Origin of the sequence: Cellulosimicrobium sp. 4261, assembly GCF_040546915.1 — a bacterium.
GTDB classification, from domain to species: domain Bacteria; phylum Actinomycetota; class Actinomycetes; order Actinomycetales; family Cellulomonadaceae; genus Cellulosimicrobium; species Cellulosimicrobium cinnabarinum.
Window position 1 is genome coordinate 1 of the sequence record NZ_JBEPOQ010000014.1, and the last position, 24,347, is coordinate 24,347.

Sequence of the window (24,347 nt, forward strand, 5' to 3'; positions counted from 1 at the left end):
CTTGAACTCAGGCGGGAACTTCTTAGGCACAACGACATCCTTCCAGCAGGACCTCGACCCGCAGATGGAGTGTCAACCGTTCCTGCAGCAGTCCCCCCCGGCGGAACGTCCGCAGCACGCACCGTGCAGCAGTGGCTCAACGCCACCTACCTCGCCCGGCAGAACTTCTTCGTTATGCCGTGCGACGGCCTGTACTCCCGCAACACCCAAAAGGCACTCGTGTACGCGCTGCAGTACGAGATCGGCATGACCGACGCCACCGCCAACGGCAACTTCGGTCCTGGTACCCGCGACGGGGTCCGCGACAACGGAACCTTCAACCAGGGCGCCCAGGACTCCGGTGGCAGCCAGTGGGTTCGCCTGTTCCACGGGGCCCTGATCTTCAACAAGTACCAGGTCCCGTTCGACTCCAACTTCTCCGCCAGCGACTCCGCCGTCGTCGAATCCTTCCAAGACTTCTGCAAGCTCGACGTCAACGGCAATGCCGACTACCCCACGTGGTGCTCCCTGCTCGTTTCCAACGGTGACCCCACCCGCCTCGGAACCGCATGCGACACCCGCGTCCAGATCACCCCGACGTTTGGCTCCATCCTGTCCAACCTCGGATACGAGACGATCGGGCGATACCTCACCAACGCTCGCGTAGCCAACCCGCTCGACAAGGAAATCAAGCCCGGCGAGCTCAACACCATCTTTAACGCCGGACTCAGCGTCTACCCGATCTACCAGGAAGTCGGCAGCAGCGTCGCCAACTTCACTTTCGGCAAGGGATTCGAAGCGGGCCTGCGCGCCGACTCCGCTGCAGAAGGCCACGGGATCCCGCCGGGCACCACCGTCTACTTTGCAGTCGATTTCGATCCCACTGACGACCAAATTTCCGCTGCTGTTCTGCCCCACTTCCGTGGGGTCGCTGCCGCACTGGAGAGTCGAGGTGGTCGTTACACGGCGGGAGTCTACGGCACGCGGAATGTGTGCCAGACAGTGACCGACGCGGGGCTCGCGGCGTACAGTTTCGTCGCCGGCATGTCGACCGGGTTCAGCGGCAATCTGGGATACACCCTGCCGACCAACTGGGCTTTCGACCAGATCTACGAGTACACCGTCACCACCGGCCTGCCGCTGGACAAGAACATCAAGTCCGGGCGAGACCACGGTTTCGACCACACCGTGGCAGTCAACACGCCGGGAAACGCGGACTTCATCGCCTACATCAACTGGCTCGAGATGGCCGCAGCCGACTACCTGTCGACACACGTGTCATCGCGGAGCGCAGCTCGACTCGTGTGCCAGTATGTCCGTCGCCTCCAGTACGATGATGTTAATTTCGACGCGCTTGTCGACGTCATCGATGACGACTGGACGGCCTATGTCGATACCCGACGTGCGAACGAGAACGTCTCCGAGGTGCCGATCTACTCGGACCCTTCGCAGGACGGCGTGGTTCTCGGATCACCGTTCGACGCCGCTCACCTCTTCGTCGCCATCGAGGGGTACCTTGCGCGGGCTGCAGTCCCATCGGCCAGCGCAACGGCACATATCTCGGACATCCCCTCGTGGGCCGGCGACCTGGCGTCCGTGATCTCCAGCTACTACCGCCACGCAAACCCCAACGAGAGTGCGCTGGACTTCTACCGGAGGTTCATCGGTGCACCTACCACCAATAGCGACACACTCTTCGGGATCACGGACCTGTGCCAGGACGCCGACTCCGTCAACATCGCGAGCGATGTCCTCGCGAACACCGGTGAGACATTCGCAGCGGTCGTCGCCCGGCATCTCACCTACGGTGGCCCGTCAGCGACCACAAACCGGTTCAGCGCCTTCAGGACGCGTCGCTTCGGCACACAGGCCAATCTGCTTGCGGCCGCCAACTACCTGTTCACCAACATGCGTTCCGGCGCGCCTGAGCAGAGCACCCTCGCTGTAGCGACGTACGCTCTGGTCCTCAGCGAGGGCGAGCCGAAGGTCCTGCCTGAGCTTGTTCCGATGTCGACCTACGAGGCTGCCGCGCAGGCCTTCGCAGAGAAGATCGCCTCCCACGCCTCCTAGCGCTGGGGACGCAGCGGCGGCGGGGATCTCCTCGCCGCCGCTGCGCTCGGTGTCCAACATCGCACCAGTGCTGCGCCCAGCGGGCAAGGACTCCGAGACGAGGTCCCCGGAGGGCTACAGGACCAGCAAGTCAACCGGAGCACCCGTCATCAGGTTTAGCCGCTCGCGCCAGATGCTCTCGACGTCGGTCCGGTCTCCATTGGCACCGACGTTCACGGTGGCCTGCATCGAGTTCCGGTCATCGCGAAGTCGGGCAAGCGGTTCCGTGGCGATCCTGACTGCGTCGTCGATGTCATCGGTGACAGCGACCTTCATCAAGGCGAGGGCTCCCTCCGGCGTGAGAGCCGATGAGGAGTAGGCCTGCACCGTCGCCCCTTGCGCGCTGACGGTGATTCGCAGATCGGCTTCGGGCCATGCGTCGCTCGACGCGTCGTATGCGGCGGTGAGCACTCCGGCTGCGCCGGTCGAGGTCCAGGAGTCGACCGTGACGTGTGCCTCCACGAAAGGATGGTCAAGCGTGGGCCGACCGCTTTGATCTGTGACGTGGACCGCCCAGACCTCGACAGTCTCCACCCCATCCATGCTCCGGAGCGGTTCCAGGGCGTCACGCGCCGCCGAGAAGGCGGGCCCGGAGTCGGGGATTTCCTCGGCGTTCACCGGCGCATAGCCGAGTTCGCTGTAAGCTCGATAGGCGAGCAACAACCCTGCAGTCGCTATCGTCCCAGCCAAGACGAGTAACAGCAGATGGAGACCGGTGCGGTAGAGACGACGCCGAAGAAGCCGAGCGGTGGAAACTTCGGAGGACGCACCTTCTGACACGAACCCATCCTGGACGTGATCAGCGCGCAAAGTGCCCATGTTCGTAGAACCCTCACCTTTTCAGACCGTCACCTCCGGCAGCCTTCAAAGCCACCAGGCCGATCACGACCGTCTCCGCTCGCTACCGATCCAGTCCCGTGCGCTGGGCGAGAATCGCGCGGTCGCGGGTCTTGCGTGCCTTCGGGCTACGGCCCGCGGTCCTGGCCGCCACGGCGTCCGTTGCCGGCCGGGCCTGGCTGACGTCGGCGCGGATCCGGGTGTCGACGACGTCGCCTGGGATGCCTTTGGCGCGTAGCTCGCTGGCGGTGGCGGCGCGGCGTTCGGCGCTGTCGTACGTGGCGCGCCCGTCCTCGCGTCCCCGGTCGCCGAACGCGTCCCGCTGGGCTGCTTCGGAGGCCGCCCCCGCGCGCTCGTCGGGGTCCGGTTCGTGCTCGGCGGCGGTCCGCGCTTGGTCCGCCAGCCGGTCCTCGCGGTCGGCCTGCTGCATGAGCCGTTGGGCCTCGGCGTGCTCCGCCGCGGCGCGGTGGCGCTCCTTCTCGGCGGCCGCCAGGGCAACGAGCTCCGCCGGACTCATCAGGTGCGGGAACTTCGACGCGATCGCGAGATCGACGTCGGGATCCGTGCCCTTCCAGGCCTGCACGTCACGCAGTCCGCCGCGCCCGACCGGTCCGAGGTCGGCGTCCGCCTGCAGGCGGTCGATCATCTCCAACGCGTCGTCCTTCGTGAGCGCGCGGGCCAGCTGCGATCCGACGAGCTCGTCACGGGCCTCGAACCGCGGCCCGGGCGTGCGGGCGTCGCGCTCGGCCCGCGCCGCCCGCTCCGCGAGGCCGTCGGGGTCCAGGCCGTAGCGCATGCGCATCTCGGTGCGCATGTGCTCCTCGGCGCGCACCGCGTCCGGGTCCTCACGCGCCCACGCCCTGGCGACCTGATACGTCTGGGCGACCTGTTCCGCGGAGGTCCGGTCCCACCAGTCCGACCGGTACATGTTCCCGAGTTCGACGCGCGCGGCACGCCGCTCGGCCTCGAACCGGGATTGCAACTCGCGAGCCTGCTGCTCGCTGCGTGCCTGCGCGCGGCGCAGCGCCTCCTCACGCATCCGAGCGATGCGTTCCCCGACCTGCCCGGCCGCGGTGACCAGCACGCGCAGCTGGCCCTCGAACGCTTCTTCGATGCCGTCGCTCTCCTCGGCCATGACTCGCCCCCTTCTATCGCTCCGGGCCGCGCTCTGCGCCCGGCTGGACCGTGTGCCGTCCGTGGTGCTCGCGCCCGTGTGCCCTGCGATGAGCCTGTCGAGCACGGCCTGCGCGTCCCGGTCGAGCACTGTCGTGGTCGGCGCCGGCGCGGTGACCGTCGCCGCGGCGTCGCCGCTCGGCGTCAGGCTCGGCAGGGCCTCGCGCACGCGCACGAGCCGTGCACGGGTGTCCGCGGCGAGCAGGCGCGCGTGCCGCTCCTGCTGGGCCGCGACGGCGGCCCCGTGCACGGCCTGGGTGAGTCGGAGCAGCTGGCGGATCATCGCTGCCTGCGCGACGGTTCCTTGCCCGCCGCGGGCCGCGCTCGCCAGGAGCATCGCCGCACCAGAGATGGCGACCGTGCCGACCTTGTCCGGGCGCACCGTGCGCCGGTGCGTCTGAGCCGAACGCGACAGCGCGTCGGCAGCCGCCGCGAGGTCGCCAGGCGTCTCCTCGGTCGCGTTCGACCACGCGGCGAACGCGCCCGCGGTCTGGCGCGCAACGGTCGCCCACATGTCCCGATCCTCGACCGGGACCGACCGCAACCGGTCGACGAGCGCACGCAGCTCATCGTGCTGCTTGGCCCACACCTCAGGGTCCGGCTCGGCCGTCTCGCGACCCGCGGACACGGCCCGCCGGCCGCGCTTGGCGGCATTCCACTCGGCCGCCGCGTCACTGGCACCGGCCGGTGTGTCGGGCCACCCGTCACGCAGCCGCGGCAGGGACAGGTCGCGGGCAAGGTGGCCGCCGCCGTACCAGATCGGACGCTCGCCGGCCTCGGGTCGCTCGGCCACCGAGTAGCCCGTCACGACGTCCACGCGCCCGTCCGCGAACCAGGAATCCGACGCGGCGCATGCGTCGCACGAACTCGGCTTCGTCCAGGCTCGCGCTGGCGCGCCCACGCACCTTGAGCGCGAGCAGATGGCAGGGCTGGTCGGTGCGCATCTCGGCCGCGCTACGTGCCTGTCGGTCCGCGCCCGGCAGCGACGCCCCGGGCCCAGTACACGGCCGTACTCGAGTCGGCTCGCTCGTACCTAGCCCTCCCCGCACGCTACGCACGAGCACACACCCGTGACCATCGACCCGCTTCCAGCGTGCTCGGGTTCAGGAGTCGTCACGTACCCCGAAGCGCCGGTCGGACCCCGAGCCGTCACGCGTTGCGCGTCTCGCGGGTGCGGCGAGCAGGGCCTGCTCGTGCGACGAGGTCGACCGTGGTCGACCACGCGGCGAGGCGCCGCGGAACTCCTTGCTGCAGGAGGGCCCCGCGGTCAGGACCGGTACACCCAGTGCCACGGTTCGCGCGGGGTGTCCTCGACGAAGCCGAAGCGGCCGCCGTTGGTGCGCATCCACGCCTGGGCCCGGTCGTCCAGGTCGAGGTCGACCGCGATGCCCCAGCCGTGCGGGCTGGTCCCCGGCTCGGCGGCGAGCCCGCCCTGGGAGTACAGGCCCTTGCGCGCGGCGACGTCGACCTGCGCGTCGTAGGACCGGTAGGAGTCCGTGATGCCGATGCGGACGCCGTCGCGCGCCGCCTCGGCGAGCAGGCCTTCGAGCGCCTGGCCCGCGGGCGCCCAGAGGCGGTGGCCGGTCGTCCCGACCTCCTGCAGGGCGGTCCGGGGGATCTTCCCGTTGCCGTAGGCCGCGAGGTCGCCGGGGACGCCGTCGACCGTGCGCGTCCGGTCGGGACCGGTCGCGCCCGCCACCGCGGTGCTGCCGGTGCCGGTCGAGCCCGCCAGCACCGTGCTGAGGAGCTCGTCGAAGCGCGCGCCGGAGCCGCTCGCGACGGCGTCCGCGGCGCGGGTGTCGACGGTGCGGACGTCGACGGTGCGGGCGGGACTGAGGGTCGCCTCGATGGCAGCCACGCGCTGCGCGATCGCGGTGATGCCGTCCATCCGGTCGTCCTCCTGGGGGCGTGCCGGCGGTGGCGTCCACCGGTCAGCTCTCCCTATGCACCACGACGAGCGGTCTGCCGCCTCCCCGCGTCGCAGCGACCGCGCCGAGCGCGCCGACCGAGGCGCGACCGCGCGCGGCTCAGACGGTCGCGCCGGGGCGCGTGGCCGCCTCGAGGAGCTCGAGCACGTGGACGTAGTCCTTGCCCGTGGCGCGCGACATGCCCATCTCGCACGTCCGGTTGCTCGACACGTACGCGTCGAAGCGCCCCTCGGGGAGCGTGCCGGCGCGGTGCGCGACCTCGTCCGCCTCGGCGCGCGTCGCGCCCGCGGTGAGCTCGGGGTGCAGCATCCCCCGGTCGCCCGCGAACCCGCAGCAGCCCCAGGCCGTCGGCACGGTGGCGCGCTCGGCGACGGCCTCCGCCACGGCCCGCAGGTCGTCCACGGCGCCCAGGTGCACGGTCGCGCACGTCGGGTGCACGACGACGTCCCCCGCCCGCGCGACGTCGACCCCGCGGGCCGCGAGGCCGGGCAGCACGTCGGTGCGCACGAACGTCACGGCGTCGACGACCCGCAGGCGGGCGAACCGGTCGCGCGTCCGCTCGTCGCGCGGGTCCGTCCCGGTGAGGTGGCGCGCCGTCTCGGCGAGGCCGTGGGTGCAGCTCGACGCGTCGCACACGACCGGCAGCTCGCCCTCGCGCGTGGCGACCCACAGCGCGTCCACGACCTTGCGGGCCATGGCGGCCGCGCCGTCGGGCAGGCCCTTGGACGACCACGGGGTGCCGCAGCACAGCCCGCCGATCCCGTCGGGGACCACGAACCCGACGCCCGCCCGCTCGCACAGCGCCCGGAACGCGGCCTCGGCCCCGACCGGGCGGCTCGCGCCGTCCCCGCCGCACGCGCCCGCGGGCAGGCCCGCCCCGGCGGGCGCGAAGAGCTCGCCCATGCACGACGCGAACAGCACCGCGCGCGCGGAGGTGGCGCCGCCGTCGGGCACGACGGCCGTGGTCCCGCGGCGTGGCCCCGGGCCGGGCAGGTCGGCGTCGACGCGCGGGACGACGTCCGTCCCGACGACCCCGCGGGCGACGTCGGACGCGATGCGCACGAGCGGCGTCGGGAGCGCTTCGACGACGCCGAGCGCGGCGCGCAGGCCCGTGACGACGGTCCCCCAGTGCTCGGCGGCGGCCGCTCCCCCGCGCTGCACGAGCCGCGGCTGCGACCGCGCGCGGTGGCCCTTCATGACGACGCCCGTGTCGATGCCCACGGGACACGCCTCGACGCACAGCGAGTCCGCGGCGCACGTCGCGACGCCCTGGTAGGCGTACTGCCGCTCGAGCTCGCGCCGCTCGGCGGGCGGCGCGGCGGCCATCTCCTTGAGCAGCGCGATCCGCTGGCGCGGCGTGGTCGTCACGGTGCGCGACGGGCAGCCCGGCTCGCAGTACCCGCACTCGACGCAGCGGTCGACGAGCGCCGCGTCGTCCCCGCCCGCCGACGACTCGACCTTGAGGTTGCGCAGGTGCTCGTGGTCGTCGTCGGTGAGCACGACGCCCGGGTTGAGCAGGCCGTGCGGGTCGAGCAGCCGCTTGACCTCGCGCATGACCGCGTAGAGCTCGTCGCCATACTGACGCCGCACGAACGGCGCCATGATGCGGCCGGTGCCGTGCTCGGCCTTGAGCGTGCCGCCGTGGCCGAGCACGAGGTCGACGAGGTCGTCGCTGAACGCCGCGTACCGGTCGAGCTCGGCGCGGTCGCCGAGGCGCGGCGTGATCATGAAGTGCAGGTTGCCGTCCTTGGCGTGCCCGAACGTCACCGCGTCGCCGTAGCCCAGGCGCTCGAAGAGCGCGCCGAGGTCGCGCACCGTCGCGGTGAGGTCGGCGACAGGGACGGCCACGTCCTCGAGCAGCGCGGTGCTGCCCGCGGGCCGCGCGCCCGCGACGGCGGTGTACAGGCCCTTGCGCACGCGCCACAGGCGCTCGCGCGTCGCGGCGTCGGTCGTCACCGCGGCGGGGACGGCGAGGGATCCGGCGAGCGAGCCGACGACGTCGCGCGCCGCCTCCTGGAAGGGCGCGAGACCGTCGGGGGTCGCCGCGCGGTACTCGACGAGGAGCGCGGTCTGCCGGTGGATGCCCGCCCCGGAGGCCAGCGAGCGCATCGAGGGGTCGGCGGCCGGGTCCGCCGCGGCGACGCGGAGCGACGCCGCGTCGAGCAGCTCGATCGCCTCCGCGCCCGACGCGACGAGCGGCACGAGCGCGTCCGTCGCGTGCTCCAGCGAGTCGAGCACGAGGAGGGTCGTCGCGGCGTGCGCGAGGAGCGGCACCGTCCGGAACGTCACGTCGGCGACCCACCCGAGCGTGCCCTCGCTCCCGACGAGCAGGTGCTCGAGGATCTTGACGGGCGCGTCGTGGTCGAGGAACGCGTTGACGGAGTAGCCCATCGTGTTCTTCATCGCGAACTGGCGCTCGATCTCCGCGCGCATCGCGGCGCTGCCCCGCACGCGGTCGCGCAGCTCCGCGAGCCCGCGGTGGAGCGCGGGCTCGGCCGCGCGCAGGCGCGCGTCGGCGTCGGGCGCGCCCGTGTCGACGACCGTCCCGCTCGCGAGCACGACCGTCATCGCCTCGACCGTCCGGTACGCGGTCCGCGCCGTCCCCGACGACATGCCCGACGAGTTGTTCGCCACGACCCCGCCGATCGTGCACGCGATCTCGCTCGCCGGGTCCGGGCCGAGCCGGCGCCCGTGCCGCAGCAGGTGCGCGTTGACGAGCCGCAGCGTCGCGCCGGGCTCGCAGCGCACGCGCTCGCCGCCGTCGAGCACCTCGACCCGGGTGAAGCGCGTGCGCGTGTCGACGAGCACTCCCGCGCCCGACGCCTGGCCGGACAGGCTCGTGCCGCCGGACCGGAACGTCACCGGCAGCCCGCGGCGGGTGGCCTCGCGCATCGCGGCGACGACGCCGTCGCGGTCGTGCGCGCGCACGACGACCTCGGGCCGCAGGAGATAGTGCGACGCGTCGTGCGCCTGCGCGACCCGCGTGAGGAGGTCCGTGCGCAGCTCGAGGCCGGGCGTCTCGACGGTGGTCACGGGCGCGTCCGGCGGTCGTAGCCGAGGCGGTGGGGCTGCACGGCCTCGTACGTCGCGCGCAGGTTCGCGGTCGTGCGGTCGTACAGGCGCTGCGCGACGCGCACGAACAGGAAGTCGACGAGCGCGAGCTGCGCGATGCGGCTCGACAGGGCGCCGGACCGGAATTGCGTCTCGCGCGCCGTCGTGGTGAGCACGAGGTCCGCGTGCTCGACGAGCGGCGACTCGGGGAAGTTCGTCACCGCGACGGTCGTCGCGCCGCGGTCGCGCGCGATGCGCAGGGCGTCGTTCGTCTCGACGGTGAGCCCGCTGTGCGAGACGCCGACCGCGACGGCGCCCTCGGCCAGCAGCGCCGCGGACTGGAGCTGGACGTGCGGGTCCGGCGACGCGAAGCACAGCAGCCCGATGCGCTGGAGCTTCTGCGCGAGGTCCTGCGCCGTGAGCCCGCTCGACCCGACGCCGAACAGGTCGATCCGCGTCGCCTGCGCGACCGCGGCGGTGACCTGCTCCAGCGCGTCGAGGTCGAGCATGCGCGCCGTCTCCTCGATGGTGCGCGCCTCGTGGAACGCGATCTTCGTGACGACGTCGTGCAGCGTGTCGTCCGGGTCGATCTCGCCGTGCGCGACGTTCGCACGCTCCTGCTCGACGGCGCGGCGGCTCGTCGCCTGCGCGAGGTCGATGCGGAACTCCGGGTACCCGGCGTACCCGACGGCGCGGCAGAACCGCACGACCGTCGCCTGCGACGTCCCGACGAGCGCGGCGAGCTCCGTGATCGTCTTGCCCACGACGGCCGCCGGGTCGGCGAGCACGGCCTCGGCGATGCGCGCCTCGGCGGGCCGCAGGCTCGGCAGGGCCTGGCGGATGCGGACGAGGCCGTCGGCGGTCATGGGGTCTCCTCGGCGGTGGTCGGGTGCTGCGGGGCGGTACCGGGCGCGCCCGGCGGCAGGGCGGTCGGTGGCGCGGCGGTCGGTGGCGCGGCGTGGTCCACGAGCGTGAGCCAGGGTGCGTGCCCGACGACGGAGCCCGGCTCGGTCGCGAGGCGCGCGGCGAGGTGCAGCGCGCCGTCGAGCGGCGTGCCCGCGGGGTCGACGAGCGCGACGTCGGGCCGCAGCACGGCGAGCCGCGCCCGGAACGCGTCCGTCAGCAGCGGGCCGATCCCCAGCACCCCGCCGGTCGCGGCGGCGAGCGGCGGGACGCCGTCGACGAGCGCAGCCACGAGCGTCGTCGCGAGGTGGGCCCCAGCGCCCGCGAGGACCTGCCGCGCGACGGGGTCGTCGGCACGGGCCGCGGCCGCGACGTCGGGCGTGAACGACGCGAGCACCTGGGCGCGGTCGGGGCGCGTGTAGAGCTGCCCGGGCCACGACGGCACCGGACCGAACCGCGCGACGGCGGCGGCGAGCAGCGCCGTCGAGCCGCCGGAGTCGCGGCCGTCGTGCGCGGCGACCGCGGCACGCAGCCCCTGCGCGCCGATCCACGACCCGGAGCCCAGGTCGCCGAGCAGGTGGCCCCACCCGTCGACGCGGTGCCACACGGTCCGCAGGTCGGTGCCGAGCGCGATCGCCCCGGTCCCGACCGCCACGACGGCGCCGGGACGGCCACCCAGCGCGCCGAGGTGCGCGGTGAGCGCGTCGGCCGCGACGGCGGTGCGCGGGCCGGGCCGGACGGCCGGGTCGCCGTCGACCGCGAGACCTTCGGCAGGCGGCAGGCCCGTGCGCAGCGCGGCGTGCAGCTCGGCGGGATCGCGCACGAGGGACGCGAGGCCGGTCGCACCGACCGCGGCAGCGGCGACGCCGTCCGCGGCGAGGGTGGGGACCGCGTCCCGGAGCCGGTCGAGGAGATCGCGCACGACGTCCGCGGCGTCGCTCCCCGTGGGCCCGATCGCGACCGGTCGGCCGGTCAGCGCGACGTCGTCCGCTTTCGCACCGGAGCCTGCCGCAGCGGGCAGGCGACGGGCGAGGAGGCGGCTCCCCGACCCCCCGACGTCGAGCCCGACGACCCACGGGCCCTCGGGCGTGCTGCTGCTCACGGGGCCAGTGTGGCACAAAGTTTCACAGCAGAGAGGCGAAAGGGAGATTCTTGCCAGGGCGTCCGGGCTGCGTGCGCTCACCGTACGCCGCCCGGTCCACCGCGGGAACCCCCGCCGCGGTCATTCGTGCTCCGGGTCGTTCCGCAGCACGAGGGCGGCGACCTGGGTCCGCGACTCCACGCCGAGTTTGGCGATCACCCGGCTGACGTGCGTCTTCACGGTGGCGAGCGAGATGAACAGCGCCGCGCAGATCTCCGCGTTCGACATCCCCCGGGCGAGGGCGCGCGCGATCTCGCGCTCGCGCGGGGAGAGCGTCGCGAGGGCGTCGACCGCGGCGCTGTCCGGCGGTCGGGTGTTCTCGGCGGCGAGCGTCATCACCCGCCGCAGCACCGCGGGCGCGAGGACGGGCCGCCCCTGGGCCGCCGCGCGGACGGCGTGGGCGAGCTCGTCGGGCGGCGCGTCCTTGAGGAGGAACCCGCACGCCCCGGCACGCAGGGCGCGCACGACGTGGTGGTCCGTGTCGAAGGTCGTCAGGACGATGATCGCCGTCTCCGGCCGGAGCGCGGTCTCGCGCGCCGTCGCGACCAGCCCGTCGCAGCGCGGCATGCGCAGGTCCATGAGCACGACGTCCGGCCGGCAGGCCTCGATGACGTCGCGCGCGTGGTCCCCGTCGACCGCCTCGCCCACCACGGCGATGTCGGGCTCGCCGCCGAGCATCAGGCGCAGCGCCGAGCGGACCTCCGGCTGGTCGTCGACGGTGACCACCCGGACGACGTCGGATGACGGGCGGCTCACGCGGCCGGCCAGGGGATCGTCACCGCGACCACGTGCTCGTCGGCGCCCGGGCGGACGCTGACGGACCCGCCCACGGCCCGCGCCCGTTCCTGCATCCCGATGACGCCGAGGCCCGGTCGGGACGCGCCCTCCCGCGGCCCCGCGAGTGCGTTGCGCACGACGATCGCCAGCTCGCGGCCGGGAGCGCCGCTGATGGCGACGTCGACACGCTGCCCGGGGGCGTGCCGCCGGGCGTTGGTCAGGCACTCCTGGACGATCCGGAACGAGTGCCGGCTGACGGTCGGGGGCAGGCGCTCGAGGTCGACGGCGCAGTCCGTCCGGGCGAGCGGTGTCTCGGCCACGAGCTCGTCGAGCCGGTCGAGGGTCGGCTGGGGCCGGTCGTCGTCCGACCGGCTCGGACCCCGCGCGTAGGTGAGGAGCTCGCGCAGGTCCGCGAGCGCCTGGCGGCTGCTGTCGTGCAGGGCGGCGACGGCCTCGTCCCGGTCGGCGGCGCCCAGGTCCGTCCGGTGCCGCAGGACGCTCGCGTGCATCGCGGTCACCGAGAGGCGGTGGGCGAGCGCGTCGTGCATCTCCCGGGCGATCTGCGTGCGCTCCTGGTGGCGCGCGCGCTCCTCGCCGAGGCGCTGCTCCTCGGCGGTCAGCCGGACCCGCTCGTGCAGCGCGGCGACGAGGTCCCGCCGCGCGCCGACCGCGAGGCCCGCGGCGAGCGCGACGGCGAGCACGACGGCGGTCGCGACGACCGCGGCCACCACCTCCCACCACGGCAGCGCGACGCCGACCAGGTCGATCCCCAGGGCGGTCACCGCCACGACGCCGACGAGCCAGACCGCCGCGACGGTCGCCAGCTCGCGCACCCGACGGCGGGTGGCGAGCGACCCGAACGCGAAGAGCGCCGCCGGCACCGCAGCGGCGGAGACGGCGGCGAGCACGGCGAGCAGCAGGGCGACGAGGAAGGGCGCGCTGCGACGCCAGAGCACGACCACCCATGCCGCGACCCCGAACGCGAGGTCGAGGAACAGCAGTGCGGCGAACCGCACGGGCTCGTCCTGCGCCCCGGGCGTGTCGACGCTGAGGGCGAAGTTGCCGAGGAACAGCAGGGCACCCGACAGGGCGACCGCGGCCAGGAGGCCGGTCTCGCGGAGGACCCGACGCCACGCCGGGCGCTGCGCGAACATGCTCACCGGAGCACTGTAGGCACCCAGGAGCCCGACCCCCCAGGGTGCGGACAGGAAATCAGACCGATGACCGATACCCCGGGCCGGGCCGCTCGACCAGGCTCGAGACATGCACCCCTCGCTCGACGAGAGCCTCGTCCCGACGGCGCCCTTCCCCGGCCCGCTGCCCACCGGTCCCGCGTCCCGGCCCGCACCGGACGGCACGACCGCGACCACCTTCCCGTACCACCGGGCGGCGCGCGCCGACGTCCGCCCCGCACGGTGGTGGACCCCGCTCACCACGTTCGGCGCGACGGCGCTCGTCTACCTCGCCTTCCTCGCCCCGGTCGCCGTCGTCGCGGTCGCCTACGCCGTGCTGGTGCCCTACCGGCCCGGGCTGCCGACACCCACCGACGACTTCTCCGACCCGCTCAACCCGTTGGACTGGGCGATCGGCCTCGGGCTCATCGCGCTCCTGCTGCCCGCCGTCGTGCTCGGCGTGCGCTGGGGCGGTCGACGCCGCGGCACGATCCACTCGGTGACCGGGAGGTTCCGGTGGGGGCTCGTCCGCAGCGCGGTGCCGCTCGTCGTGCCGCTCTACGGCGTCGTCACCGTGGGCGGGTTCCTGCTCCGGCCGCCGTCCGACCTGGCGATCCCCGCCGTGACGCCGGCCCTCCTCGTGAGCCTCGGGTGCATCCTCCTGCTCGGGCCGCTGCAGTGCGCCGCGGAGGAGTACGCGTTCCGCGGCCTGCCCCAGCAGATGCTCGGTACCTGGCTCCGCTCGCCCGTGTGGGGGATCGTCCTGCCGGTCCCGTTCTTCGTCGTCGGCCACGGGTACGACGGGGTGGGGCAGATCGGCATCGCGGCGTTCGCGCTCTGCACCGGGTTCCTCGTCTGGAAGACGGGCGGGCTGGAGCTGGCCGTGCTCGTGCACGTCGCCAACAACCTCTTCCTGTTCCTCCTCGCACCGTTCAGCGCCTCGTCGATGGAGCAGGGCGCGATCGAGCCGCTCGTGCTGCTCGTCGACCTGGCGCTCCTCGGCAGCGCCACCGTGATGCTCACGGTGTGGTTCTCCCGCCGCGAGGGGCTCCGGATGCTCGAGCCATGCTGCGGCCGGGTGCCGTCCCGAGGCTGAGAGCGACCACGGCGCTCAGCGCGCGAGCCACTCCTTGCGCTCCGCAGGCGGCAGCTTCTCGACGGCGGCGCGCAGCACGTCGCGCGACATCGTGGCGGCCCGCTCCTCGAGGAACGCCCGCAGCCGCTCGGGCTCGACGTCGCCCGCGTGCCGGAGCATCCAGCCGACACCCTTCTGGACGTACGGCTCCGGGTCGTCGAGCAGCACGGCGGAGAGCCGGAACGTGTCGTCGACCTGGCCGCGCCGCAGGAACGCCGCCGTCGCGACGACGGCGGAGCGCCGCCGCGGCCAGTCGGGCGCGCGCGCGAGGTCGTCGAGCACGTCGCGCGGGCGGTCGAGCAGCCACGTCCCGAGCACCTGCGACGCAGTGAGGTCCACGAGGTCCCAGGTGTCGATGCGGTCGTGCCGGCGCAGGAAGAGCTCGACGAGCTCGGCGTGCCGCTCGACCGTCACGCGACGGGCGGTCGCCGCCTTGCCCATGATCGAGCACCCGCCGGCGCGCACCTCGTGGACGCGGTCCTCGAGCAGCAGCTCGATCTGGTCGACGGGCAGGTCGAGGGCGCTCTTCGCGAGCACGAACACGTCGCCCATGCGCACCCCGGCGAGCGTGGCGTCGCCGGGGAACTGCCGCGCGGACGCGCGGCGCTGCGCCGCCGTCGCGCGGGCGAGCAGGTCGGCCCGGAAGTCGGTCGCCGTCGTGTACGGCGGCATCGTCCCTCTCCTCTCGTGCGGGCGCGGGCCCGCGGTCACGTCGTCCGGGCGGCCCGTGCCCCCGGGGTCCTGCGGCTCAGCGCGGCGCCATGCGGATGGCGCCGTCGAGGCGGACCACCTCGCCGTTGAGCATCGGGTTCTCGACGATCGCGCGCACGAGGTGCGCGTACTCCTCGGGCCGCCCCAGCCGGCTCGGGTGCGGCACCTGCGCCCCGAGCGACTCCTGCGCCGCCTCGGGGAGCGACGCCATCATCGGCGTGCGGAAGATCCCGGGCGCGATCGTCATGACGCGGATCCGGTGCTGCGCGAGGTCGCGCGCGAGCGGGAGCGTGAGGCCGGCGACCCCGGCCTTGGACGCGGCGTACGCCGCCTGCCCGACCTGGCCGTCGAACGCCGCGACCGACGCCGTCTGCACGACGACGCCGCGCTCCTCGCCGTCGGGGTCGGGACCGTCGGGACCGAGCGGGTCGAGGGCGAGCATGCGCTCCGCCGCGAGCCGGACGACGTTGAACGTGCCGACGAGGTTGACGTCGACGACGCGGCGGAACGCGTCGAGCGCGTGCACCCCGGACCGGCCGAGGACCCGCTGCGCGAGCACGATCCCGGCACAGCTCACGACGACGCGCGCCCCACCGAGGGCGTCCGCGGCGTCCAGGGCCCGCGCGACGTCGTCCTCGCTGGTCACGTCCGTCGGGACGAACCGCGCCGCGTCGCCGAGCCCCGCGGCGACCGTGGCGCCGTCGGACGACGCGAGGTCGGCGAGCACGACGCGCGCACCGGCCGCCGCCAGGCCCTCCGCCGTCGCGCGCCCGAGGCCCGACGCCCCGCCCGTCACCAGCGCGACCGCGCCCTCGATCCGCATCTCTCATCCTCCGTCAGCCGTGCGGGCCCCGTCGCCCGCCCCGCTGACCGTACCCAGGTGGAGCCGCAGGTCGCGAGATCGACCCGCCCGGCGTCCTCCCCGGCACCCCACCGGCACCCCACCGGCACCGCGCGCACGGGGGCACCGGGTGGCGAGCGGCTCAGTGCGAGGGCATCTCCAGGCAGCCGCCGTCCGCGATCGGTCCGCCCGCCTCGAGCGTCACGGCGTCGGGCGCGACGCCCCCGAACACGCAGCCGCCCGGGACGGCGACACCCACGCCGACGGTCGTCGCGACCTCGCCGGACGCCGTCGTGCCCACGACCTGCACGGTCTCGAACCCCGCGGCGGCGAGCGCCGTCGCGACCTCGTCGGCGTCGACCGGCGAGCCGTCCGCGACCGGGTCGAGCGCGGCGCGGACCGCGGGCACCGAGCGGGCCGCCTCGGCGTCGCGCTCAGGGGTGCCCTGACGCTGGCGGTACGCCTCGTTCGACGCGTCGAGCGTCGTCTCCCGCCCGGCCTCGGCGCCGTCCGTGGTGCTCGCCGGGGCGCTCGCCACCGACCGCTCGGCGGAGGAGTCCCGCTGGTCGGCCCAGGACTGGATGCCGACCGTCACGACGACGAAGTACCCCACCACGCCGACGAACGCGAAGATCGCGATGCCCACGACCACACCCACCACAGCCCGCACCACGGGCGAGGTGGAGTCCCGCCCGTCGTCCGGACCTCTGTCCAGGCCGTGGTCCGGCCCGTCGTCCGGCACCCGCGTCGTCATGTCCCGAGTCTGTCCCGCGCGGGCGTCGGAGGCCACCGAGATTCCGCCGCTCCTACTGCTCGCGCGCGGCGCGGACGCCCTCGAGCCAGCGGTCGAACTCCTCCGCGAGCTCCTGCGGGGACATCCGGAGCGCCTCGGCCGGGCTCGTCGCCTCCCGGCCTGCGACGTACAACCGGCGCACCATGTCGGTCTTCGGGGTCCACGGGCGCATGGAGGCGTCCCTTCTCTCGGCTGTTGGCATCGCGCACATACTTCAGCACGCCACGGGCAGGCTCGCGCGCGCTCGACCGGGGTTCGGGACAGGTTCCGCACGACGTCACACCCGCGGTGCGAGGATGGGACGGGCCCGGACGCACCGGCGCCTCGCCCGAGGAGGTCCCATGAGCCTGTACGACATCCCGTTCGACGCCATGGACGGGACAGCGCACACCCTGCGCGAGCACGCGGACGACGTCGTGCTCGTCGTCAACGTCGCGTCGCGCTGCGGCCTCGCGCCGCAGTACGCGACGCTCGAGGCGATGCAGGACAAGTACCGCGACCGCGGCTTCACCGTCATCGGGTTCCCCAGCAACCAGTTCCTCCAGGAGCTCGGCACCAACGAGGCGATCCAGGAGTTCTGCTCGCTCACCTACGGCGTGACGTTCCCCGTGGTGGACCGCGTGCGCGTCAACGGCCGGCACGCGCACCCGCTGTACACGGAGCTCAAGAAGACGCCCGACGCGGACGGCAAGGCGGGGCGCGTCACGTGGAACTTCGAGAAGTTCCTCGTCCTGCCCGGCGGCGAGGTGCACCGGTTCCGGCCGCGCACCCTGCCCGACGACCCGGCGATCGTCGAGCTCGTCGAGACGCACCTCCCCCGCTGACCGCGCCCCCTCCGGCCCGCCGCCCCCGCCGCCGCAGCCGCAGCCACGGCCACTCAGCGGACGACGAGCGCCGGGTGCCGCGGGTCGTCGACCCGCACGACGACGTCCGCCACGTCCTCGGGACGGACCTCCTCCGCGTACCGGCCGTAGGCGGCGAGCGTCCACGCCGCGTCGGGCGCGGTGCGGCGCGCGAGCGTCGCGGGGCGCAGGGCGAGGTGCACGGTGAGGTCGAACGCGAGGCCGAGGCCCAGGCAGAGCGCGCCGTCGAGCACGACGACGAGGCCCGGCTCGGCCTCGACGTACGCGGCGCGCGTCGACCGGCTCGTCGCGGGGTCGCGCAGGCTCGGCAGGTAGCGGCCGGACCCGCCCGGCCCGACGGCGTCGAGCACCTCACGCTGGAGACCGGCCACGTCGACCCACTCGTCGAGGAGCGCGTCGGGGTCCTCGCGCCCGCGCTCGAGGCGCAGCGACGCGGGACGCCAGAAGTCCTGCACGCGCACGCGCGCGACCGGACGGCCCGCGGCGCGCAGCGGCGCGACCAGGCGGTCGGCGAGCGCCTCGGGCCGCGTGGAGGGGTGGCCGTCCACGAGGAGGCGGACCGCCCCGGGCCGCTCGCGCCCGACGGCGAGCACGCGCTCGACGACCCGGTCGACGAGCACGTCCTCGCTCACCGGCTCGACGCGCACCGGCTCGACCCGCCTCGGTTCGGTCCGCACCGTTCGCCCCGCACCTTCGACCGCACCGCGTCAGGATGCCACGGGCGGCGCGACCGGGTCCGCGCGCTCGGCCAGCCACGCGCGCGGCGAGCGGCCGACGCGGTGGCTGAAGGCGCGCGAGAACGCGGCGGGCGTCGCGTACCCAAGCTCGGTCGCGGTCCGGCTCACCGAGGCGCCTGCGCGGAGCCGGTCCTGCGCGACGGTGACGCGCCAGCCGGTCACGTAGTCGCCGGGCGGCTGCCCCACGACGGCCGCGAACCGGGCGGCGAACGCGCTCCGGGACAGGTGCGCCGCACGCGCCATCGAGGCGAGCGTCCAGGACTCCCCCGGTGCCTCGTGGACGGCGACGAGCACGGGCGCGAGGCGCTCGTCGGCGAGGCCGGGGAGCAGCCCCGGCGGGAGGGCGAGGTCGTCGGCGTGGTCGAGGATCCACCGGAAGAGCTGCACGAGCACGACCTCGAAGAGCCGGTCGGCGAGGACGCGGCGGCCGCAGCGGACGTCGTCGATCTCGCGGAAGAGCAGGTCGAGCGCGGGCTCGAGCCCTGCGACGTCGTCGAGCGGCAGCACGAGCACGGGCGGCAGCGTCCGCACGAGGGGGTGCGTGGCGCCACCCTCGACGTCGAGCGTCGCGCACGCGAAGTCGGAGTCCTCGGTGGGCGCGTTGTGGAACGCGTGGTCGAGCGGGCGCGGGTAGAAGAGCAGGCTCGGGCGGTCGACGCTGCGGCGCTCGACCCGGCCGTCCGCGCTGACGTGGGTCATGTCCATCTCGCCGCGCCGGAGCACGTGCAGGAAGCCACGGCCTGGCCGCGCGTCGAACGTCGTGACGCCGCACAGCGGCCCGGTGTGGAAGAGGTGCGTCCGCACGCGGAACCGCTCGAGCAGGTGCGAGAGCCGGTCCACGGGAGCCATCCCCCCAGGATGCCAGACGATCGGACACGTTCCGAGGACGATTCGTTCCCCGTCGTCCGGCGCGAACGACCAGGCTGGAGCACGTCGGCCCGCCCCGGGCCGGCGTCCCGCACCCGGAGGAGATCCCCGTGTCCCGTGTCCCCCTCGTCAGCCCCGAGTCCGCCACCGGCCCCGTCGCCGACGGGCTCGACCAGGTCCGTGCCGCGTTCGGCGGCGTCCCGGCGATGTTCCGGGCGGTCGCGAACTCGCCCGCCGCCCTGCAGAGCATGTGGGGCGCGTTCGGCGCCCTCGGCACCGGCACGCTCGGCGCCGCGGTCGGCGAGCAGATCGCCGTCGCCGTCGCGAACCGGAACGCGTGCGAGTACTGCCTCGCCGCCCACACCGCGCTCGGGCGCAAGGCCGGCGTGGCGCGCGACGACCTCACCGCCGCGCAGGACGGCACCGCGTCCGACCCGCGCGTCGAGGCGCTGCTCCGCTTCGCGCTCGCCCTCGTCGAGGAGCGCGGCCACGTGACCGCGCAGGACGTCCAGGCGGTCCGCGACGCGGGATGGACCGACGAGCAGGTGGTCGAGGTCGTCGCGCACGTCGCGCTCAACCTGTTCACCAACTACGTCAACGTCGCGCTCGACGTCCCCGTCGACTTCCCCGCCGTCGGCCTGCGCCGCGCCGCCTGAGAGGAGCCACCGTGCCGTCCCCCCTCGCCGCACCGTCCCACCCCGCCGCACCGCGCTCCCCCGCCGCCCCCGCCCCGGGGCCCGCGAGCGCCGTCGTGCTGGAGGTGCGCACCGGCGGGGTGGGCACGGTGGCCCACCGCGGGCGCGAGGTGCCGACGGCGTTCCGCAAGCAGCCGCGCGCCGACCCCGTCGCGGTCGGCGCGGAAGGGCTCGAGGGCGACGTACAGGCCGACCGGCGCGTGCACGGCGGCCCCGAGAAGGCGGTGTGCGTCTACCCGGTCGAGCACTACGCGGCGTGGCGCGACGAGCTCGGCGTCGACCTCCCGCCCGGCGCCTTCGGGGAGAACCTCCTGATGCGCGGGCTCACCGAGGACGACCTGCTGCTCGGCGACGTGCTCGCCCTCGGCACGACGACCCTCCAGGTGAGCATGCCGCGCCGCCCCTGCTACAAGCTCGCGGCGGTCCACGACCTCGTCGACCTCCCGGACCGGGTCCAGGCGTCGGGCCGCACGGGCTGGTACCTGCGCGTGCTCACGCCCGGCACGGTGCGGGCGGGCGCGACCGCCGTCGTCGTCGACCGGCCGGACCGGAGCGCGACGGTGCGCGAGGTCAACCGCGTGCTGAACGTCGACCGCGACGACCTCGCGGCCGCCGCGGCGCTCGCCGCCCTCCCGACGCTCCCCGCGCGCTGGCGCGACACGCTCGCGCGCCGGCTCCGGTGCGGGACCGAGGACGACCGGGCGCGGCTGCGGGGGCCGCTCGCCGAGGGTCCGTAGCGCCCGCCGCTCAGGCGTGGGGCGGCGCACCGCCGTCGGACGCCGCGGCCTCGTCCCCGCGCGGCAGGCGGACGACGAGCAGGCACGTGTCGTCCTCGTCGCTGCGGCCCCCTGCCTGGTCGAGCAGGTGGTCCCGGACGGCGGCAGCTTCCGCGTCCGCCGGGGCGCGGCCGAGGGCCCGCGCGAGCTCCGCGACGCCCTCGCGCTGGCCCCGGGCGCGGGACTCGACGAGGCCGTCGGTGTACAGCACGAGCGCGCTCCCGGCACGCAGCCGCAGCCGGGCGGCCGTGACGGGCCGGGGCGTGACGACCCCGATCGGCGTGGTGAGCGACTCGTCGAGCGGGCGGACGGCGCCGTCGGGCGTGCGGAGCAGGGGCGGCGGGTGGCCGGCCCGGCAGTAGACCAGCTCGCGCCCGCCGTCCGCGTCGGACGGCCCGAGCGTCGCGACGACGCACGTCGCGACGTCCGCGAGGCCGAAGCGCTTCACGAGCCCGTCCAGGCGCTCGACGACCTCCTCGGGCGTCGTGCCGTCCGCCGCGACGGTGAGGAGCGCCGACCGGATCTGACCCATCGCGGCGGCGGCGTGCATGTCGTGCCCGACGACGTCCCCCACCACGAGCAGCACGCGGCCGTCGGGCAGCTCGATCGCCTCGAACCAATCGCCGCCGACCGCCGCGGCGCCCACGGACGACCCACCTCCCGCCGGCCGGTAGACCACGGCCACGTCCAGCCCGTCGAGGGATCCGAGCCGCGGCAGCATGCGCTCCTGCAGGGTGTGCGCGGCGTCGCGCTCGCGCTCGTAGAGCCGCGCGTTGTCGAGCAGGAGGCCGATCCGGTGGCCGAGGTCCTCGAACATCACGGCGTCCTCGTCCTCGAAGAACCCGGGCTGCGCGCTGACCACGGCGAGCACGCCGACGATCCGGCCGCGGGCCCGCAGCCCGACGGACATCGCGGAGCCGAGCCCGAGCTCGTGCATGGCGGCGAGCTCCTCCTCGTCCGCGTGCGGCGAGACGAGGTCGGGCGTGACGTCGAACGGCCACGCGAACCGCGCGCCGCCCCCGAGCACATCGACCGCGGCGAGCGAGCGGTCCGCCCAGCCCGGCGTCCGGGACAGGCGCCGGGCGGCATCGGCGAGCGCCGGGTCGTGGGACGCGACGTCGGTGCGCGAGCGCCCACCCGGGTACGTCACGACGACCGCCCAGCACGAGAACACCTCGGCCACGGCCTGTGCCGCCTCGGCGAGCACGTCCTCCGTGCCGAGGAGCTCGCCCAGCCGCTCGACGAGCCGGGTGGTCGTGGTCAGCCGGTGGTTCGCGGAGATCGCGGCGTCGAGGGCCGCCTCGCGCGAGCGTGCCGTCTCCACCCGCGCCGTGACGTCGGCCTGGACGCCGACGAAGTGCGTGAGGGTGCCGAGCTCGTCGTGCACGGGCGAGATGGTGAGCTGGTTCCAGAACGGCGTGCCGTCCTTGCGGTAGTTGAGCAGCGTCTCGCCCACGGTCCGGGCGTCCACGACGCCCTCCCGGATCCGCGCGACCGCGTCGCGGTCGGTCGCCGGGCCCTGGAGGAACCGGCAGTTCGTGCCCAGCACCTCGTCCGCCGTGTACCCGGTCGTGGCCGTGAACGCCGGGTTGACCCACACCAGCGGCATGCCGGGGGCGCGCGCGTCCGCGATGGTGAACGACACGTCGCTCGCGGACATCGCCCGACGTTCGAGCGCGACGGCGAGCCGCTCCGCCTCGGCCAGGGCGGCGGCCGGGGGGTCGGACGGGGAGGTCGAGGTGGCCACGGGGCGCCTCACGGTCGGGCGGCGGGCGTCCTGTGCTCGAACGCCCGGAACACTGTCGCACGCGGCGGCGGCCCGCGGGGACGCACCTCGACGCGTCGGTACCCGCGCCACCCGCGCCACCCGCGCGCGGGTCGGGTGAGCGCGGGGTGTCAGCGGGCCGACGCCGCCGGCACGAGCGGCTCGACGGCCGGGACCGTGGACGCCGTCCGGGACGGTCCGGGCGGCGTCTCGTCCCTGCCCGGGCGGGTGGCGAGCAGCGCCCACAGGATGCACGCGAGGTCGACGACCTCCTGGAGCCACGCCCCCGCGAGCGCGGGGAGACGCCCCGTCGCGGCCACGACCATGAGCAGCCCGGACAGGGCGATCCCTATGCCGATGGCCTGCCACGCGACCCGCACCGTGCGGCGGCCGATCCGCACGGCGCCGACCGTGCGCGCGAGGTCGTCCCGGACGACGACCGCGTCCGCGGACTCGGTCGCCGCCGTCGAGCCGCGTGCGCCCATGGCCATGCCGACGTCGGCCACCGCGAGGACCGGGGCGTCGTTCACGCCGTCCCCGACCATCATCACGGGGCGGTCCGGCAGCCCGCGGACGGCGTCGACCTTGTCCTGCGGGAGGAGGCCGGCGCGCACGTCGTCGATGCCCACCTGGTCCGCGACGTGCCGGGCGGTCGCCGCGCCGTCGCCGGTGAGCATGACGGTGGTCCGCACGCCCGCGGCGTGGAGGGCGGCGACGGTGGGGCGGGCCTCGGCCCGCAGCTCGTCGGCGAGGAGCACGGTCCCGGCGTACGCGCCGTCGACGCCCACGTGGACGGCGCTGCGGCCCGCGCCGGGCACGGGGACGCCCGCGGGCGCGCCCGCGACGACGAAGGCCAGCCGGCCGACCGCCACCGCGTGGCCGTCCACCGTCGCGCGGGCTCCCCGGGCGGTCTCCTCCGTCGCGTCCCGTGCGGCGGGCAGCGCGAGGTCCCGCTCCTGGGCCGCGCGGACGATGGCCGCCGCGAGCGGGTGCACCGAGTACTGCTCGACCGCGGCCGCGAGCGCGAGCACGTGATCCGGCGTGCGGCCGCCCGCGGGCAGGACGTCCACGACGACCGGCGCCCCGTGGGTCAGCGTGCCCGTCTTGTCGAACGCGACGGTGCGCACGCGCGACAGCTGTTCGAGCGTCCCGGCCGACTTCACGATGATCCCGTTCCGCGCCGCGCGGGACATGCCGGACATGAAGGCGACCGGGGCCGCGATGATCAGCGGGCACGGCGTCGCGACGACGAGCACCTCGGCGAAGCGCGCGGGCTCACCGCTGAGCACCCACGCCACGACGGCGAGCGCGAGGGCGGCGACCGTGAACGGCACCGCCACGCGGTCGGCGAGGCGCACGAACGGCGCCTTGGACTCCTGCGCCTGCTTCACGAGCTCGACGATCGCCTGGTACTGCGAGCCCGCGGCCGTCGCGGTCGCCCGGACCTGCGCCGCGCCGCCGCCGTTCACCGACCCGGACAGGACGACGTCCCCGCGCCGGTGCTCCACCGGGAGCGACTCCCCGGACAGCGACGACTCGTCGAACGTGGCCGCCGTGCTGAGCAGGACGCCGTCCACCGGGACGACCTCCCCGGGCCGCACCCACACCTCGTCGCCGGGGCGCACGTCGTCGACGGGGACGTCCTCGAGCTCCCCGCCGGGCCCGGCCCGGTGGGCGACGCGCGGGGCGCCGGCGAGCAGGCTCGAGAGCTCGCGCCGCGCGCGCCCGTTCGCGTAGTCCTCGAGCGCCTCGCCGCCCGAGAGCATGAGACACACGACGAGCGCGGCCCAGTACTCCCCCACGAGCACCGTGGCCGTGACGGACAGGACGGCCAGCAGGTCGACGCCGTACGCGCCCGCCCGCAGGTCCGCCACCATCCCCCGCGCCCGGACCACGACGAGCACGAGCGCGAACGCCGAGACCACGACCTGCGCCGAGCGGTCCGGGCCCCAGGCCTCGAGCACGCCGCCGAGACCGCCCACCGCCACCGTGGCGACCACCCACGGGTAGCGCCGGGCGGCCTCCGTCACGCGGTGGCCCGGTCCGGTCATGCCTCCAGGGTGGGCAGACGCCGGGACCTGGCGGTAGGGCCGA

The 24,347-nt window shown here is 74.8% G+C and carries 21 protein-coding genes; 5 read left to right on the plus strand and 16 right to left on the minus strand.

All coding sequences use genetic code 11. From position 1 onward, the window contains the following. Positions 1–69: 69 nt before the first annotated feature. A complete protein-coding gene (locus ABIE39_RS15345; RefSeq protein WP_502914882.1) occupies positions 70–2,049 on the plus strand; it encodes a glycoside hydrolase domain-containing protein in 1,980 nt (659 codons plus the stop codon). A gap of 114 nt (positions 2,050–2,163) precedes the next feature. Here ABIE39_RS15345 and ABIE39_RS15350 read toward each other — a convergent pair whose 3' ends face one another. From ABIE39_RS15350 to ABIE39_RS15385, 8 genes are all read right to left on the minus strand, one after another. Further along, the gene (locus ABIE39_RS15350; RefSeq protein ID WP_175009504.1) at positions 2,164–2,868 is read right to left on the minus strand and encodes a hypothetical protein; all 705 of its coding nucleotides are present in this window, start codon (positions 2,866–2,868) and stop codon (positions 2,164–2,166) included. Positions 2,869–2,989: 121 nt separating this feature from the next. Beyond that, positions 2,990–4,915, minus strand: coding sequence for a hypothetical protein (locus tag ABIE39_RS15355; RefSeq protein WP_186810465.1), 1,926 nt, complete (start codon positions 4,913–4,915; stop codon positions 2,990–2,992). Positions 4,916–5,365: 450 nt separating this feature from the next. Further along, complete coding sequence (locus ABIE39_RS15360; protein ID WP_061269404.1) at positions 5,366–5,986, minus strand: M15 family metallopeptidase; 621 nt, start codon at positions 5,984–5,986, stop codon at positions 5,366–5,368. A 139-nt stretch (positions 5,987–6,125) separates the two neighbouring features. Then, positions 6,126–9,059, minus strand: coding sequence for an FAD-binding and (Fe-S)-binding domain-containing protein (locus ABIE39_RS15365; protein WP_354052422.1), 2,934 nt, complete (start codon positions 9,057–9,059; stop codon positions 6,126–6,128). Beyond that, a complete protein-coding gene (locus tag ABIE39_RS15370) occupies positions 9,056–9,943 on the minus strand; it encodes a MurR/RpiR family transcriptional regulator (protein WP_021482220.1) in 888 nt (295 codons plus the stop codon). Before ABIE39_RS15370 ends, ABIE39_RS15365 begins: the two co-directional genes overlap by 4 nt. Then, entirely contained in the window at positions 9,940–11,082 is a 1,143-nt protein-coding gene (locus tag ABIE39_RS15375; protein ID WP_186810464.1) for a BadF/BadG/BcrA/BcrD ATPase family protein, read from the minus strand. Before ABIE39_RS15375 ends, ABIE39_RS15370 begins: the two co-directional genes overlap by 4 nt. A gap of 120 nt (positions 11,083–11,202) precedes the next feature. Then, a complete protein-coding gene (locus tag ABIE39_RS15380) occupies positions 11,203–11,877 on the minus strand; it encodes a response regulator (RefSeq protein ID WP_175009501.1) in 675 nt (224 codons plus the stop codon). After that, complete coding sequence (locus ABIE39_RS15385) at positions 11,874–13,052, minus strand: sensor histidine kinase (RefSeq protein WP_255437322.1); 1,179 nt, start codon at positions 13,050–13,052, stop codon at positions 11,874–11,876. The genes ABIE39_RS15380 and ABIE39_RS15385 overlap by 4 nt, the downstream gene beginning before the upstream one ends. 109 nt (positions 13,053–13,161) lie before the next feature. Between ABIE39_RS15385 and ABIE39_RS15390 the strand changes: the two genes are divergently transcribed. Then, on the plus strand, positions 13,162–14,166 hold the full coding sequence (locus ABIE39_RS15390; RefSeq protein WP_354052424.1) for a CPBP family intramembrane glutamic endopeptidase: 1,005 nt from the start codon (positions 13,162–13,164) through the stop codon (positions 14,164–14,166). 15 nt (positions 14,167–14,181) lie between these two features. Here the strand turns inward: ABIE39_RS15390 and ABIE39_RS15395 are convergent, their stop codons facing one another. From ABIE39_RS15395 to ABIE39_RS15410, 4 genes are all read right to left on the minus strand, one after another. Then, positions 14,182–14,877 carry a DNA alkylation repair protein gene (locus ABIE39_RS15395; RefSeq protein ID WP_175009498.1) on the minus strand — a complete coding sequence of 232 codons (696 nt, stop codon included), beginning with the start codon at positions 14,875–14,877 and terminating at the stop codon, positions 14,182–14,184. Between the two features lie 76 nt (positions 14,878–14,953). After that, entirely contained in the window at positions 14,954–15,739 is a 786-nt protein-coding gene (locus ABIE39_RS15400; protein WP_354052426.1) for an SDR family NAD(P)-dependent oxidoreductase, read from the minus strand. Positions 15,740–15,899: 160 nt separating this feature from the next. After that, complete coding sequence (locus ABIE39_RS15405) at positions 15,900–16,511, minus strand: DUF6993 domain-containing protein (protein ID WP_354052428.1); 612 nt, start codon at positions 16,509–16,511, stop codon at positions 15,900–15,902. A 52-nt stretch (positions 16,512–16,563) separates the two neighbouring features. Next, entirely contained in the window at positions 16,564–16,722 is a 159-nt protein-coding gene (locus ABIE39_RS15410) for a hypothetical protein (RefSeq protein ID WP_021483806.1), read from the minus strand. A 169-nt stretch (positions 16,723–16,891) separates the two neighbouring features. On the opposite strand from ABIE39_RS15410, the gene ABIE39_RS15415 reads away from it, so the two are divergent. After that, entirely contained in the window at positions 16,892–17,374 is a 483-nt protein-coding gene (locus ABIE39_RS15415) for a glutathione peroxidase (protein WP_074803854.1), read from the plus strand. A 53-nt stretch (positions 17,375–17,427) separates the two neighbouring features. On the opposite strand, the gene ABIE39_RS15420 is transcribed toward ABIE39_RS15415, so the two are convergent. Both ABIE39_RS15420 and ABIE39_RS15425 read right to left on the minus strand, forming a co-directional pair. Beyond that, positions 17,428–18,090 carry a nucleoside/nucleotide kinase family protein gene (locus ABIE39_RS15420; RefSeq protein WP_354052431.1) on the minus strand — a complete coding sequence of 221 codons (663 nt, stop codon included), beginning with the start codon at positions 18,088–18,090 and terminating at the stop codon, positions 17,428–17,430. Between the two features lie 30 nt (positions 18,091–18,120). After that, entirely contained in the window at positions 18,121–18,999 is an 879-nt protein-coding gene (locus ABIE39_RS15425; protein WP_175009495.1) for a cupin domain-containing protein, read from the minus strand. A gap of 128 nt (positions 19,000–19,127) precedes the next feature. On the opposite strand from ABIE39_RS15425, the gene ABIE39_RS15430 reads away from it, so the two are divergent. Both ABIE39_RS15430 and ABIE39_RS15435 read left to right on the plus strand, forming a co-directional pair. Further along, positions 19,128–19,673: a carboxymuconolactone decarboxylase family protein gene (locus tag ABIE39_RS15430; RefSeq protein ID WP_354052433.1), complete on the plus strand. Its 546-nt coding sequence runs from the start codon at positions 19,128–19,130 to the stop codon at positions 19,671–19,673. An 11-nt stretch (positions 19,674–19,684) separates the two neighbouring features. Next, positions 19,685–20,449, plus strand: a complete 765-nt coding sequence (locus ABIE39_RS15435) for an MOSC domain-containing protein (protein WP_354052435.1) — start codon at positions 19,685–19,687, stop codon at positions 20,447–20,449. Positions 20,450–20,459: 10 nt separating this feature from the next. On the opposite strand, the gene ABIE39_RS15440 is transcribed toward ABIE39_RS15435, so the two are convergent. Further along, the gene (locus ABIE39_RS15440) at positions 20,460–22,235 is read right to left on the minus strand and encodes a SpoIIE family protein phosphatase (RefSeq protein ID WP_175009492.1); all 1,776 of its coding nucleotides are present in this window, start codon (positions 22,233–22,235) and stop codon (positions 20,460–20,462) included. Between the two features lie 149 nt (positions 22,236–22,384). Further along, positions 22,385–24,304, minus strand: coding sequence for a heavy metal translocating P-type ATPase (locus tag ABIE39_RS15445; RefSeq protein ID WP_175009491.1), 1,920 nt, complete (start codon positions 24,302–24,304; stop codon positions 22,385–22,387). Between the last annotated feature and the right edge of the window lie 43 nt (positions 24,305–24,347).

Excerpts from the sequence above, each read along its gene's own strand:
- ABIE39_RS15390 (WP_354052424.1), top strand. The coding sequence starts at position 13,162 with ATGCACCCCTCGCTCGACGAGAGCCTCGTCCCGACGGCGCCCTTCCCC.
- ABIE39_RS15400 (WP_354052426.1), bottom strand. The coding sequence starts at position 15,739 with ATGCGGATCGAGGGCGCGGTCGCGCTGGTGACGGGCGGGGCGTCGGGC.
- ABIE39_RS15415 (WP_074803854.1), top strand. The coding sequence starts at position 16,892 with ATGAGCCTGTACGACATCCCGTTCGACGCCATGGACGGGACAGCGCAC.
- ABIE39_RS15425 (WP_175009495.1), bottom strand. The coding sequence starts at position 18,999 with ATGGCTCCCGTGGACCGGCTCTCGCACCTGCTCGAGCGGTTCCGCGTG.
- ABIE39_RS15360 (WP_061269404.1), bottom strand. The coding sequence starts at position 5,986 with ATGGACGGCATCACCGCGATCGCGCAGCGCGTGGCTGCCATCGAGGCG.
- ABIE39_RS15395 (WP_175009498.1), bottom strand. The coding sequence starts at position 14,877 with ATGCCGCCGTACACGACGGCGACCGACTTCCGGGCCGACCTGCTCGCC.
- ABIE39_RS15410 (WP_021483806.1), bottom strand. The coding sequence starts at position 16,722 with ATGCGCCCGTGGACCCCGAAGACCGACATGGTGCGCCGGTTGTACGTC.
- ABIE39_RS15405 (WP_354052428.1), bottom strand. The coding sequence starts at position 16,511 with ATGACGACGCGGGTGCCGGACGACGGGCCGGACCACGGCCTGGACAGA.
- ABIE39_RS15445 (WP_175009491.1), bottom strand. The coding sequence starts at position 24,304 with ATGACCGGACCGGGCCACCGCGTGACGGAGGCCGCCCGGCGCTACCCG.
- ABIE39_RS15385 (WP_255437322.1), bottom strand. The coding sequence starts at position 13,052 with ATGTTCGCGCAGCGCCCGGCGTGGCGTCGGGTCCTCCGCGAGACCGGC.
- ABIE39_RS15370 (WP_021482220.1), bottom strand. The coding sequence starts at position 9,943 with ATGACCGCCGACGGCCTCGTCCGCATCCGCCAGGCCCTGCCGAGCCTG.